Source organism: Rhodococcus gordoniae (assembly GCF_001646655.1).
Classification (GTDB): domain Bacteria; phylum Actinomycetota; class Actinomycetes; order Mycobacteriales; family Mycobacteriaceae; genus Rhodococcus; species Rhodococcus gordoniae.
This window is the reverse complement of sequence record NZ_LPZN01000016.1, coordinates 82,413-94,761: the sequence shown is the minus strand read 5'-3', so window position 1 is coordinate 94,761 and position 12,349 is coordinate 82,413. Positions and strand designations below refer to the sequence as shown.

The following is a 12,349-nucleotide window of genomic DNA, read 5'->3' as shown; positions in this document are numbered from 1 at the left end:
CGCGACACTCGAACGGCTCGAGACGCTCGGGGTGATCGTGGTCGGCTACCGAACCCCGCGCTTCCCCGGTTTCTACGTGCGCGACAGCGGTTGCGACGTCGACGCGGTGGAGTCGGCACAACAGGCCGCGGAGGTGGCGCGGGCGCGGGACGGGCTGGGACTGCGCTCGGCGGTGCTCGTGGGGAATCCGGTGGCGGCCGAGGCGCAGATCGATCCGGAACTGCACGACCGGGTGCTCGCGGAGGCCGAGCGCGCGGCCGTTGAGACCGGGATGCGCGGTAAGGCGCTCACCCCGTTCCTGCTCGACCACATGCATCGGGCCACCGAGGGGCGCTCGCTCGAGACGAATGTCGCGGTCTATCGCGGGAATGTCGCTGTAGCCGCCGAGATCGCGCTCGCGCTGGTGGCCTGAGGCGTCACTGCAGCAGGAAGGCGGCGGTGGACGACGGCAGGGGAGTGTCGCGCCGGCGGTAGATCTCGGCGGGGCGACCTGTGCCCTCCCTGCGCAGTTCGCCGGTGGGTTCGAGGCCGTGCAGCAGGTGCCGGCGGAAGGTGTCCTTGGGATAGCTGCGGGCATAGACGGTTTCGTACAGCATCCGCAGGTCGAGCACGGTGAACTGCTCGCCGAGGAAGTTGCCGGGGTCGACTGCGGCGGAGTACCGGCGACGCAGGTCGGCGACGGCCAGGTCGACGATCTCGGCATGGTCGAAGGCGAGGCCGGTGGTCTCGGTCGTCGGCACGAGATGCGCCTCGGCGGGGATTTCGGCGACCGGCACTGCGGCGCCGTGGGCCATCGACAGCACCCATCCGCGGTCGTCGCGCTCGGGATCGTCGAGCATGGCCAGCTGGTGGAAGTCGACGCCCGTGAGCCCGGCCTTGTCGCGCAAGGCGCGTTCGGCGGCTTCGGCGAGTCGCTCGCCGGGGTGCAGGAAGGTGCCCGGCAGGGCGAAGCTGCCCTCGGGACGTTCGACGACCAGCACCTTCAGGACTTCGTCGACGGTGAGGACCGCGACGTCCACGGCCACCGAGGGGCGCGGGTAGTCGGTGAGCGACCTGCCGGTCGAATCGGTCGGTGTGCCCATGGTGGACATTCAATCATTGATGCGCTAACTTTAGCGCAGACTTGATCGAATTGAGGGGTTCATGGAAACGACCGCAGCACAGAACGACCGGGCCGCCGGAGTCCTGCTCGCCACCGCAGCAGGTGACGCACTCGGGGCGGGATACGAATTCACGTATCCGACGGCCACCACGCCCGTCGACATGATCGGCGGCGGACTCGGGCCGTTCGCGCCCGGCGAGTGGACCGACGACACCTCCATGGCCCTCGCCATCGCCGAGGTCTCGGCGACCGGCGTCGACATCGGACAGGGTGCCGGACTCGACGCGGTCGCGGCGCAGTTCCTCCGCTGGTACGCCACCGACCCCAAGGACATCGGCAACCAGACGCGTGCCGTCCTGCGCGAGGCGGGCCCCACCGCCGCCGGCATGACGGCGCGCGCCCGCAGCCTCCCGGGACGCACCGGCGGTAACGGATCGCTCATGCGCACCGCACCCGTCGGGCTCGCCTTCCTCGACGACGCCGAGCGGTGCCTGGCCGCGGCCCATGCGATCAGCAGCCTCACCCACGCGGACGAGCAGGCATCCGAAGCGTGCCGCCTGTGGTCGTTCGCGATCCGTCACGCCGTCCTCCACGGCACCTTCGACGGGGTGCGGATCGTGTTGTCCCACCTGCCGCGACCTGCCGAGCAGCGGTGGACGGTGTTGCTCGAGGAGGCCGAGGCCGCGCCGAGCCCCCGCGTGTTCGACAACAACGGCTGGGTCGTCCACGCCCTGCAGACCGCGTGGTGGGCTATCACACACGCCCGCACCGACGGCCCCGGACACCTGCCGGAGGCACTCGAACTCGCCGTGCGCGCCGGCAACGACACCGACACGGTCGCGGCCATCGCGGGCGGACTGCTGGGCGCACGCTGGGGTGCGTCCGCGGTTCCGGAGCGGTGGCGTCGCATGCTGCACGGGTGGCCCGGTTACCGCGCGGACGACCTCGAGCGCCTCGGGCTGCTCACCGCACGGAAGGGCTCCGGCGAACACGGCGCACGGTTGCGGGTCGTCGAGAGCTGAGACTCCCCGAGATCCGCCGGATGCCTCCGCTCGCGACTGTGATGCGGTAGACACGACCTGTCGGCCGGATATTCGAGGGGGATCGCACGTGGCTTCCATCGCACTTCCACGCATCATGCGCGTCGGCGGAGGTGCCGTCGCCGAGATCGGGGAGGTCGTCGCCGGACTCGGGCTCGCCCGGCCCCTGGTGGTGACCGACAAGTTCCTGGTCGGTACGGGTGCGGTGGATCGGATGGTCGCGCAGCTCGACGCCGCCGGACTGCACCCCGCGGTCTTCGCCGACACCGTGCCCGACCCCACCACCGCCTCACTCGACGCGGGTGTCGCGGCGGTCGCCGAGCACGACGCCGACTGCGTGATCGGGTTCGGCGGGGGGAGCCCGATGGACACCGCGAAGGCGCTGGGCCTGCTCGCCCGGCAGGGCGGGCACATGCGCGACTACAAGGCGCCGCGCGACAACACCGGTCCGGCGTTACCGGTGATCGCCGTGCCCACCACGGCGGGAAGTGGCTCCGAGGCAACGCAGTTCACAGTCATCAGCGACAGCGAGACCGACGAGAAGATGCTGTGCCCCGGCCTGGCCTTCCTGCCGGTCGCGGCGATCGTCGACTACCGGCTCACCATGACGATGCCCCCGCGGCTGACCGCGGACACCGGCGTGGACGCACTCACCCACGCCATCGAGGCCTACGTCAGCAGGAAGGCGAACCCGTTCTCCGACGGTCTCGCGCTCGTCGCGATCGGCACCATCGGACGGGTGCTGCGGCGCGTCTACGCGGACGGACAGGATGCCGCGGCGCGCGAGCAGATGATGCTGGCCGCCACGCAGGCCGGGATCGCATTCTCCAACTCCAGCGTCGCGCTCGTGCACGGCATGAGCCGGCCGATCGGGGCGCACTTCCACGTCGCGCACGGCCTGTCGAACGCGATGCTGTTCCCGGCGGTCACCGAGTTCTCGGTGGATGCGGCCGAACCCCGTTACGCCGAATGTGCCCGCGCTCTCGGCGCGACGTCGGCGGACGCTTCGGACGCGACGGCCGCTGCCGATCTGCTCGTCGCGCTGAAAGAACTGTGCCGCGACGTGGAGGTGCCCACGCCCAAGTCCTACGGCATCGACAGGCGGACCTGGGACGAGCGGGTCCCGGTCATGGCCGAGCAGGCACTGGCGTCGGGATCTCCGAACAACAACCCCAGGATCCCGACGGCCGACGAGATCCGCGAGCTCTACGCACGGATCTACGGCTGAACGCGGCTCACTCGGGGGCCTGATCGTCGGGCTCGACCTTCTCCGTCTTCACCCGGTCCGAGATGCTGCCGGCCGCGCCTTCCTCCTCGCGTTCGTTCTCGACCTTCTGTTCGAGCTTGTCGACGAGGTTCTCGATCTTCCGGCCGGTGAGGTCGTCGTTGTCCTCGGGGCGGCCGGAGCCGTGCTTGGGGGCGTTGTCCATCGACGTCCGTCCTTCGTTCGTAGGTGCAGGGGAGCGGTACCCGAGCGTCGGGACGATCAAACGGCTGCAACGGTTCTGCTCACGTCGATGTCGGCGGTCGGAGCGGGAGACCGGTCTCCCGCAGACCGGGCGCACCACCGCGTCGCCGGAACCATTCGACACCGAACGCGGCCCGCAGATGTTCCTCGGGCATGGTCAGCATCGGTCCGAAGTCGCCGATCTGCGATTCGTAACCGACCATCGCCGCGCGTTTGGCGTCCAGCGCCGTCGACACATCCACCGCGGTGGTCAGTTCCGACTCCGGCAGACCGAAGGTCTCGAGGTCCGGAGGCCGCACATCGTCCGGTGCGTCCGGCAGCGCCGAGAACAGCCGCTTCAGGTGATCCCGGTTCGTCGAGGCCTCGTAGACGGTGTCGTGCCCGGTCATGCGTTCGGCGTGGACCCCGGCGCGGTGGACCTGGATGTGGTCGGGATGGCCGTATCCGCCGTGCGCGTCGTAGATGGTGACGACATCGGCGCGTTCCTGCTCGATCACCGCGGCCAGCCGTGCTCCCGCCTCGCCCGGATCGGCGTTCGCGAAGGCGTCGGGGTCCTGGTTGCCGCTCGTGCCGGCCATCCCCGAATCGCCGTAGCCGAAGGACACCACCCGGGCGGCACCCAGCGCGCGAGCGGACTCTTCGAGTTCCTTCGTGCGCCGTGCGGCGAGAGATTCGCCGGGTGCGAGCAGTCCGTCGGGATACTCACCGCGGGCTCCGTCGGTGGCGACGACGAGCACGACCCGGTGTCCGGCGTCGGCGGCCAGGCGCATCACGCCGCCGGTGAGGAACACCTCGTCGTCGGGGTGCGCGTGGAAGCACAGCAGAACGCTCATGGCGTTCATGCTGGCACGTTGTCCGGAAGGTGTGGCGGCTAGGCCCTGTTTCATAAGCAAGCGCTCCGCAACCACATATTGATCGCAGCGATACGCACCACCGCTGTGTAACGGACCGCGAGCTTGTCGTATCTCGTTGCCACAGCACGATTCTGCTTGAGCAGGTTGATCCCGCACTCGACAGCATGCCGCTGCTTGTAGAGTGCGGGATCGAACTCCGGCGGCCTACCGCCGGCCGATCCTCTGCGTCGGCGATGTTCCACCTGATCCGACTTGACCGGAATCGTCGCCCGAATCCCGCGTTTACGCAGGTGAGCGCGATTGGCAGCGCTGCTGTACGCCTTGTCCGCCAACACTCGATCCGGTCGCGTCCGAGCCCGGCCACCACCGAGGCGAGGCACCTCGATCGCAGCGAGAACCGTCGTGAACTGCGGGCTGTCCCCGTATTGACCGGCGGTAATCACGATCGACAAGGGCTTGCGGCCCTGTTCGCAGGCCAGATGCGCCTTGGTGGTCCACCCGCCCCGCGAACGACCCAAGGCGTGGTCGTCCGGTTCGGTCTCGACCCCGCCGGGTGGCTCACGCTGGAGATCACCGTCTTTGCGGGCTCCAGCGGCGTGCTGGTGGGCCCGTGCGATCGTCGAGTCGACGCTCACGTCCCACGTGATCTCACCGGCAGCGTCGGCCAGGGCCTGCAACGCGGTCAGGATCTGCGTCCACACCCCGGCGCGTTGCCACCGGCGGAACAGTCCGTAGACCGTCTGCCACGGTCCATATCGTGTCGGCATCTCCCGCCACGGTGCGCCGGTGCGGATGCGCCACCTGATTCCGTCGATGAGCTGGCGTTTCGTCCATTTCGGTGGACGGCCGGTCTTCTGTGGACAGGGCAGCAGCGGCGCCAACCGCGCCCACTGGGCGTCGGTCAGGTCCGCGCGCCGCTGGACGGCTACGCTGGGCACGAGGTCTCCGGTATTCAAGGTTTTGCTTGGTCGCTAAACCCCGATACCGGAGACTTCACTCATTCAGTTGTTGCGACACTCCTGCTGGCACCATCTCGGTTCAAGATCACTTTCGAAACACGGCCTAGTCCGACCCCCCGTATCGGGCGGCGAGGTTCTCGGGCATCGGCTCGTGCCGCAGGTACTGGCGCGCGAAGTCGGCGGTGCCCTGCGTGATGGACCGCAGTTCCACCGGATAGCGGCCGAGTTCGAGTTCGGGAACCTCCGCGCGCAGCAGTGCGATTCCCGGTGCCGGTGATTCGGTGCCGAGTACCCGGCCGCGCCGGGCGGACAGATCGCCCAGGACGGCTCCGAGGAACTCCTCGGGCACGATCACCCGTACGGCAGCGACCGGCTCGAGCACTCGAACCGTGCTGTGCGAGGCCGCGTCCCGCAGGGCGAGTCCCGCTGCCGCCTGGAAGGCCGCGTCGGACGAATCCACCGAGTGGGCTTTACCGTCGACCAGGGTGACCTGCACGTCGACGAGCGGATATCCCGTCGTCACCCCCTTCTCCGCCTGTGCGTACACGCCCTTCTCCACGGACGGGATGAACTGACGTGGAACCGCACCGCCGACCACCCGCTCGGCGAAGACGACACCGCTCCCCACCGGCAACGGCTCGACCTCGACGTCGACGACGGCGTACTGACCGTGTCCGCCGGACTGTTTGACGAGCCGGCCGTGACCTTTCGCTGAGGCGGCGAAGGTTTCCTTCAGCGGCACCCGATGCTCGACCGTGTCGACCTGCACACCGTGCCGGGTACGCAGCCGTTCGAGGACCAGCTCCGAGTGTGCCTCACCCGTGCACCACAACACGAGCTGGTGGGTCTCGGGATTCTGCTCGACGCGCAGCGCCGGATCCTCGGCGGCCAGTCGCGAGAGGGCCTGGGACAGTTTGTCGTCGTCGGTGCGGGTGTGCGCTTCGATCGCGACGGGCAGCAGCGGTGTCGGGGTCGGCCACCGGTCGAGCGAGACCGGACGGTCGGGGTCGTGCAGGACGTCTCCGGGTTGCGCCGTTGCGAGTTTCCCGACGGAGACGATGTCTCCCGCGACCGCCTCACCGACCGGGCGTTGCTGTTTGCCGAACGGGCTCGTCAGGGCAGGGATGCGTTCGCGGCTGTCGCGGTCGCTGTCGGCCAGCGCCACGATCGTGTCGGGCCGGAGCGTGCCGGAGTACACGCGCACCAGGCTGATCCGGCCCACATAGGAGTCGCCGGCCACGCGCACGACCTGCGCTGTGAGCGGACCTTCCGGGTCGCACGGCGGTGCCCCGCGACCGCGGTGTGTCGGGGCAGGGAAGCCGGTGGTGATCAATTCGAGCAGTTCGACGGACCCGATACCCGTCTCGTCCGCGGGGACGGCCGGGTGCAGGGTGCAGGCCAGGATCTCGCGGGTGAGCCCTTCCTGCAGGGAGGCGGTGTCGAGTTGCTCGCCGGCGATGAACCGCTCCATGAGCGTGTCGTCCTGGCCGGAGATGGCCTCCACCAGGCTTTCCCGTGCCTCGGTGGAGACCGGGCACGGGCCCGGTTCGCCGTAGTTGCGGCCCGTCAGCAGCCCCATCGATCCGATCGGGCGGTCGCCGTCGTAGACGGGATAGAACAGGGCCCGCAGGGTGTCGGGCCCCAGCCCGAAGGCATCGTGGCAGTCCGAGAGCATGTCGTCGTAGCCGTGCCGGGCGACATCGAGTTTGTTCACCACGATCGCGCGAGGAACGGCCTCGTCGTCGCACTCACGCCAGAGGGCGCGGGTCGCGGCGCTGATCGGATCGGTGGCGGAGACGACGAAGATCGCCGCGTCGGCCGCATGCAGACCCGCGCGGACCTCCGCGTCGAAGTCGGGGTGGCCGGGCGTGTCGATCAGGTTGATCTTGATGCCGTTCCATTCGAGGGGCACCACGGACAGCTGCACCGACCGGCGGTGCCGCTGTTCGATCTCCTCGTAGTCGGACACCGTCGTGCCCTCGGCCACGCGCCCGGCACGCCCGACGGCGCCCGCTGCCACGGCGAGGGATTCGGCGAGGGTGGTCTTCCCGGATCCGCTGCACCCCACCAGGGCAACGTTGCGGATCCGGTCGGGACTGTCGGCGGTCGGTGCCTGCCGGCTGCGTGCTGCGGAGCGATCGGGCATCGAGCTACTCCCTCGTGTGACCTGCAGCACAGTCTAGGGCATTCCGATCGTCCCTCCGGGGAGGTTGGCAACACGCGCTCGAGGCTCGCCACGCCACCGGCGACCGAGCCGCCGCACGCCTTCGGGCTCGACGAGATCGACCCCGCATTGCGGTGTGGTCTTCGTTACCCTCGCGCAAGGGCGTCCTACGAGCAGGGAGACCGAGATGACGGACATTCTCGACCGCACGAAGATCTACATCGACGGGCAATGGGTCGATTCCGACGGCACCGGCCGGATCGAGGTCGTGAACCCGGCGACCGAGGAGGTCGTCGCTGTTGTTGCCGAGGGTGTCGCCTCCGATGTCGATCGGGCCGTCGCCGCGGCGAAGCAAGCATTCCCGGCCTGGTCCGCGCTCAGCGGTACATCACGCGCCGCCTACCTGGAGAAGGTCTCCTCCCTGGCGAACGAGCGCGCCGACGAACTCACGGCCGTCGTCTCGCAGGACCTGGGGATGCCCGCGCACCTCGCACGCGTCATCCAGGTCGGGATGCCGCTGAAGAACATCGCGGCCTACGCGTCGCTGGCCGGAAACTACGACTTCGACGACCGGGAGATCGGCAACGCCCTGGTCGTCCGCGAACCCATCGGGGTCGTCGGGGCGATCACCCCGTGGAACTATCCGCTGCGCCAGGTGGTGCTGAAGGTGTTCGCCGCGCTCGCGGCAGGATGCACCGTGGTGCTCAAGCCCACGGAGGTCGCGCCGCTCGTGACCTACGCCCTCGTCGACATCGTCGACGAGGCCGGGCTGCCGCCGGGTGTGCTCAACGTCGTCAGTGGTTACGGACCGGTCGTCGGCGAGGCCATCGCCGCCCACCCCGATGTCGACATGGTGTCGTTCACGGGGTCGACGCGCGCCGGCAAGCGGGTCTCGGTCGTCGCGGCCGAGACGGTGAAGAAGGTGGCGCTCGAACTCGGCGGCAAGTCGGCCAACATCATCCTCGACGACGCCGACCTCACCGCCGCTGTCACCGAGGGTGTCGGCAAGTGCTTCCTCAACTCCGGCCAGACCTGCACCGCGCTGACCCGCATGCTCGTCCCCGCCGACCGTCTGCCGGAGGCCACCGCCATCGCCGAGCAGGTCGCGCGGGCCTACACCGTCGGACTGCCCGACGATCCGTCGTCGAAGCTCGGCCCGCTCGTCAGCGGTACGCAGCAGGCACGGGTGAAGTCGTACATCGACAAGGGGGTCGAGGAGGGGGCCGAACTGGTGCTCGACGGGCGCGAGACCGAGTTCTCCACCGGCTACTTCGTCGGGCCGACCGTCTTCACGAACGTCGCGCCGGAGATGACGATCGCTCGTGAGGAGATCTTCGGTCCGGTGCTGTCGATCATCGGTTACCGGGACGAGGACGACGCCGTGCGCATCGCCAACGCCAGCGACTACGGCCTGTCGGGCGGCGTGTGGTCGGCCGACCCGGCGCGAGCGGAGGCCGTGGCCCGCCGCATGCGCACCGGTCAGGTCTACGTCAACGGTGGCGCCTTCAACACCGACGCACCTTTCGGTGGTTACAAGCAGTCGGGTATCGGACGCGAAGCGGGTGTCTTCGGGCTCGAGGAGTTCCTGGAGATCAAGACGATCCTGCGCTGACGGAAGTGCACAGTACCGGCCGGAGTCGCTCCGGCCGGTGCTGTGTCGTTCGGGGACCGGTCGACGGCCCGCTTCGCAGTGAGCCCGAGATGCATACTGCTCCTGTCTGATACCGGGACCTCCGACAGGCAGGGTGCGTCCACGTCTGCGACCGGCGTGACTCGAATCGGCGGACGGGGCGGGTACGCCGACGGCCCCCGCTCCGTGTGGTGCGGGGGCCGTCGGGGTGGGTCTCAGGCCTTGCGGGTGCGGCCGAGGCGCAGCAGCGTCATGGCGAGCGTGCTTCCGTCGGCGCCGAGTTCGTCGAACCGTCCGAGGACGGCCATTTCCTCGGACTGTGCCTCGCGGCTCGCGTCGGTGCCCTTGGCCGATGCTCCGACGCGCTGAACGAGTTCGGAACGCCGCTTGATCACCGCGAGCAACTGGGCGTCGAGCTCCCTGATCTGCTCGAAGAGCTCGCCGAGCTCTGCCGCGGCCGACGAAGCTTCGCCGACGGACGCGATGCCAGGCGAATCAAGCTGGACAGTCATGCAGACTCCTCCGGTCTCGTCTGAATCGTCACAGATTGTGTCGCGATCTCGCCTGTAGGTGTTACCGACACGTAGGGAAATATTCTCGCCAGCTTCCCCCATACGCGTCCCGTCCCTCCAAAAACAGCCGTGACCTGGAATAACACGGTGATGACCGGGGGGTATGTTAATCGTCACACCGGCCGGTGCCAACTCGCGTGCCCGGTCGTGGCGGAGCGCCCGGAGGGTCCGCATCCGATCGGCCGCTCGAGGTAGCGTTCCGGCCGACCGGCACGGCCGAGAGCGTCGAGGCTCCTCGGTACACCGGGAGGGGAGACCGATGCAACGACCTGTTGTCCCGTGGGGTGGGCGCGGCACGGAGGCTGCGACTTCGGACACCGAACGGACATCCGATACCGAACCGCCGAGCGAATGGCGGCACGGCGCACATACTCTGCGTGTATACGCAGCGGCCGGTGCGGCCGTGCTCGTGTCGGTCTTCGCCGCGACCCGCGGAGTAGGTGTGTGGCGCGCCGGCTCGGTGGGCGCCGACCGCTTCTATTCGATCCTGGCGGTGCTGATGTTGCTGACGGCGGCCTTCGGCGCTGCCTTCTGGTCGCCACCGGGGCGCAGACCCCGGGTGAGGCATGTCGACGCGGCGGGTCGCGGGAGTACCGAGATCGGAGGACGCCACGTCGTCTTCGGTCTGCTGCTCGCGATGGTGGTGTGCGGCGCCTTCCTTTCGCTCGGGGCGGCCGTGGAGATCGTGGTGGGGAACGACGGGCTTCCCGTGGTGGCGGTGGCGCTGGCACTCGTCGCCGGGGTGTGCCTGACCTTCCTCGCCGAGGTGGCACTCGGGCGCATCCGGGCCGGATCGCTCGTTCTCGGACCCGACGGCATCAGGCTGCGCTGCTGGTTCGTGGAGTCCTACCTGCCCTGGGTGTCGGTGCGGGGGCTCCGGGCGGTCGACCGGGGGGTCCCGGTGATCTGGATCGAGGGGCACGAGTCGGCGGCGTGGGCGCGCCGGCGGACCAGTCGTGTGTTCCGTTTCGAGCGATTGCCGCAGGAGCCCCGGATCGAGCTGGACTCACGGTATCTGGCCGTCGACCCCGTGCAGTTGTACCGCTTCCTCGAGTTCTACGTGGAGCACCCCCGGCACCGCCGCGAGCTGGGCACGCCGGCGGCCGCGGATCGTCTCGCGGCGGGTCCCCCGTTCGCTGCGGACGACGCGTGAAAACAACGTAGCTCCTCCTGTAGAATGGCGTTTCCGCACCTGTTCCAGCAGCGCGCGTTCGAGCCCACGAGACTGCGGCACTCGGTGCCGTAGCATGAATCGGACCCTTCGGGAGGGCCAGCCTCTCGAAGAGCCGTGCGCTCGGCCGGTGCCGGCGTGTGGACCCCAGGTGTTCGACCAGATTGGACGAGAAATGACCGCTCCGGAACGCATCGTCATCGTCGACGGCGCACGCACCCCCGTCGGCAGCTTCGGTGGCGCCCTGAAGGACGTACCCGCCCACGAACTCGGCGCCACCGCGGTGCGCGAGGCGCTGCGGCGTGCGGATGTCGCGGGTGAGGACATCGACGAGGTCGTCATGGGCTGCATCGGGCAAGTCGGAGCCGACGCCTACAACGCCCGTCGCGTGACCCTCGCCGCCGGACTGCCCGTCTCCACCCCGGCCCTGACCGTCAACCGGTTGTGCGGATCCGGACTGCAGGCCGTGTGGTCCGCCGCCCAGGAGATCCGTTGGGGTGCTGCCGAGATCACCGTCGCCGGCGGCGACGAGAGCATGTCCCGCATGCCGTTCTACGACTTCGGTGCCCGCAGCGGTTACAAGCTCGGCAACCGCGAGCTCGTCGACGGCACCGTCGGGATGCTCACCGATCCGTTCAGCGGACTGCACATGGGCGTCACCGCCGAGAACGTCGCCCGCGAGTACGGCGTCAGCCGTGAGCAGCAGGACGAGTTCGCCCTCGAATCGCAGCGGCGCGCCGCCACCGATGCGGCGAAGGCCGTCTTCGCCGAGGAGATCACCCCGGTCGAGATCGGTGGCCGCAAGCCGGTCACCGTGACCGAGGACGAGCATCCCAAGCCCGACACCACCCTCGAGGTGCTCGGCAAGCTGCGTTCGGCGTTCATCAAGGACGGCACCGTCACCGCCGGTAACGCCTCCGGCATCAACGACGGCGCGGCCGCCCTCGTCCTCGCCCGAGAATCGGTGGCCCGCGAACGCGGCCTTGCCGGCTCGGTCGTGCTCGAGTCCGTCGTCACCGCGGCGATGGAACCCGAGTTGATGGGCTACGCACCCACTCTCGCCCTGGTGAAGCTGTTCGAGCAGAACGGTCTGACCCCGGCCGACATCGACACCGTCGAGCTCAACGAGGCCTTCGCCTCGCAGGCCCTCGCGGTGGCGCGCGACGCCAAGCTCGACCCGGAGAAGACCAACCCCTACGGCGGTGCCATCGCCCTGGGGCACCCGGTCGGCGCGACCGGCGCGATCCTCACGCTGCGCGTCGCCAAGGACCTGATCCGACGCGACCTCGAGCTCGGCGTCGTCACCATGTGCATCGGTGGCGGACAGGCACTCGCAGCGCTGCTGCGTCGCGTGTCCTGATCCGGCACCTTCTCAGGATCCCGGCGGTG

General features: G+C 69.2%; 12 protein-coding genes. 6 read left to right on the top strand and 6 right to left on the bottom strand.

The features are described 5' to 3' along the window. On the top strand, nucleotides 1–412 hold a 412-nt coding region (locus A8G18_RS09325), incomplete at its 5' end, for a pseudouridine-5'-phosphate glycosidase (protein WP_167352081.1). Between the two features lie 4 nt (nucleotides 413–416). Here A8G18_RS09325 and A8G18_RS09320 read toward each other — a convergent pair. Beyond that, nucleotides 417–1,082 carry an NUDIX hydrolase gene (locus A8G18_RS09320; protein ID WP_064063639.1) on the bottom strand — a complete coding sequence of 222 codons (666 nt, stop codon included), beginning with the start codon at nucleotides 1,080–1,082 and terminating at the stop codon, nucleotides 417–419. A 61-nt stretch (nucleotides 1,083–1,143) separates the two neighbouring features. Between A8G18_RS09320 and A8G18_RS09315 the strand changes: the two genes are divergently transcribed. Both A8G18_RS09315 and A8G18_RS09310 read left to right on the top strand, forming a co-directional pair. Continuing rightward, nucleotides 1,144–2,124 (top strand): ADP-ribosylglycohydrolase family protein, encoded by a 981-nt coding sequence (locus tag A8G18_RS09315; protein WP_064063638.1) that lies wholly within the window; start codon nucleotides 1,144–1,146, stop codon nucleotides 2,122–2,124. A gap of 115 nt (nucleotides 2,125–2,239) precedes the next feature. Next, on the top strand, nucleotides 2,240–3,370 hold the full coding sequence (locus A8G18_RS09310) for an iron-containing alcohol dehydrogenase (RefSeq protein WP_064063652.1): 1,131 nt from the start codon (nucleotides 2,240–2,242) through the stop codon (nucleotides 3,368–3,370). A 7-nt stretch (nucleotides 3,371–3,377) separates the two neighbouring features. On the opposite strand, the gene A8G18_RS09305 is transcribed toward A8G18_RS09310, so the two are convergent. From A8G18_RS09305 to A8G18_RS09290, 4 genes are all read right to left on the bottom strand, one after another. Continuing rightward, nucleotides 3,378–3,572: a hypothetical protein gene (locus A8G18_RS09305; protein WP_064063637.1), complete on the bottom strand. Its 195-nt coding sequence runs from the start codon at nucleotides 3,570–3,572 to the stop codon at nucleotides 3,378–3,380. A 79-nt stretch (nucleotides 3,573–3,651) separates the two neighbouring features. Continuing rightward, complete coding sequence (locus tag A8G18_RS09300; protein WP_064063651.1) at nucleotides 3,652–4,443, bottom strand: PIG-L deacetylase family protein; 792 nt, start codon at nucleotides 4,441–4,443, stop codon at nucleotides 3,652–3,654. A 50-nt stretch (nucleotides 4,444–4,493) separates the two neighbouring features. Further along, nucleotides 4,494–5,402 carry an IS5 family transposase gene (locus tag A8G18_RS09295; RefSeq protein WP_064063636.1) on the bottom strand — a complete coding sequence of 303 codons (909 nt, stop codon included), beginning with the start codon at nucleotides 5,400–5,402 and terminating at the stop codon, nucleotides 4,494–4,496. A 124-nt stretch (nucleotides 5,403–5,526) separates the two neighbouring features. Further along, a complete protein-coding gene (locus A8G18_RS09290) occupies nucleotides 5,527–7,569 on the bottom strand; it encodes an elongation factor G-like protein EF-G2 (protein WP_064063650.1) in 2,043 nt (680 codons plus the stop codon). A gap of 205 nt (nucleotides 7,570–7,774) precedes the next feature. Between A8G18_RS09290 and A8G18_RS09285 the strand changes: the two genes are divergently transcribed. Beyond that, nucleotides 7,775–9,199 carry an aldehyde dehydrogenase family protein gene (locus A8G18_RS09285; protein ID WP_064063635.1) on the top strand — a complete coding sequence of 475 codons (1,425 nt, stop codon included), beginning with the start codon at nucleotides 7,775–7,777 and terminating at the stop codon, nucleotides 9,197–9,199. A 233-nt stretch (nucleotides 9,200–9,432) separates the two neighbouring features. Here the strand turns inward: A8G18_RS09285 and A8G18_RS09280 are convergent, their stop codons facing one another. Next, complete coding sequence (locus A8G18_RS09280) at nucleotides 9,433–9,729, bottom strand: chorismate mutase (RefSeq protein ID WP_016934680.1); 297 nt, start codon at nucleotides 9,727–9,729, stop codon at nucleotides 9,433–9,435. A 319-nt stretch (nucleotides 9,730–10,048) separates the two neighbouring features. Between A8G18_RS09280 and A8G18_RS09275 the strand changes: the two genes are divergently transcribed. Further along, complete coding sequence (locus A8G18_RS09275; RefSeq protein WP_084421635.1) at nucleotides 10,049–10,942, top strand: hypothetical protein; 894 nt, start codon at nucleotides 10,049–10,051, stop codon at nucleotides 10,940–10,942. A 193-nt stretch (nucleotides 10,943–11,135) separates the two neighbouring features. Beyond that, the gene (locus A8G18_RS09270) at nucleotides 11,136–12,320 is read left to right on the top strand and encodes a thiolase family protein (protein WP_064063634.1); all 1,185 of its coding nucleotides are present in this window, start codon (nucleotides 11,136–11,138) and stop codon (nucleotides 12,318–12,320) included. Nucleotides 12,321–12,349 lie beyond the last annotated feature (29 nt).

Coding starts and splice junctions, on each gene's coding strand:
- A8G18_RS09285 (WP_064063635.1), top strand. CDS start 7,775: ATGACGGACATTCTCGACCGCACGAAGATCTACATCGACGGGCAATGG.
- A8G18_RS09275 (WP_084421635.1), top strand. CDS start 10,049: ATGCAACGACCTGTTGTCCCGTGGGGTGGGCGCGGCACGGAGGCTGCG.
- A8G18_RS09280 (WP_016934680.1), bottom strand. CDS start 9,729: ATGACTGTCCAGCTTGATTCGCCTGGCATCGCGTCCGTCGGCGAAGCT.
- A8G18_RS09290 (WP_064063650.1), bottom strand. CDS start 7,569: ATGCCCGATCGCTCCGCAGCACGCAGCCGGCAGGCACCGACCGCCGAC.
- A8G18_RS09310 (WP_064063652.1), top strand. CDS start 2,240: ATGCGCGTCGGCGGAGGTGCCGTCGCCGAGATCGGGGAGGTCGTCGCC.
- A8G18_RS09305 (WP_064063637.1), bottom strand. CDS start 3,572: ATGGACAACGCCCCCAAGCACGGCTCCGGCCGCCCCGAGGACAACGAC.
- A8G18_RS09270 (WP_064063634.1), top strand. CDS start 11,136: ATGACCGCTCCGGAACGCATCGTCATCGTCGACGGCGCACGCACCCCC.
- A8G18_RS09315 (WP_064063638.1), top strand. CDS start 1,144: ATGGAAACGACCGCAGCACAGAACGACCGGGCCGCCGGAGTCCTGCTC.
- A8G18_RS09320 (WP_064063639.1), bottom strand. CDS start 1,082: ATGGGCACACCGACCGATTCGACCGGCAGGTCGCTCACCGACTACCCG.
- A8G18_RS09300 (WP_064063651.1), bottom strand. CDS start 4,443: ATGAGCGTTCTGCTGTGCTTCCACGCGCACCCCGACGACGAGGTGTTC.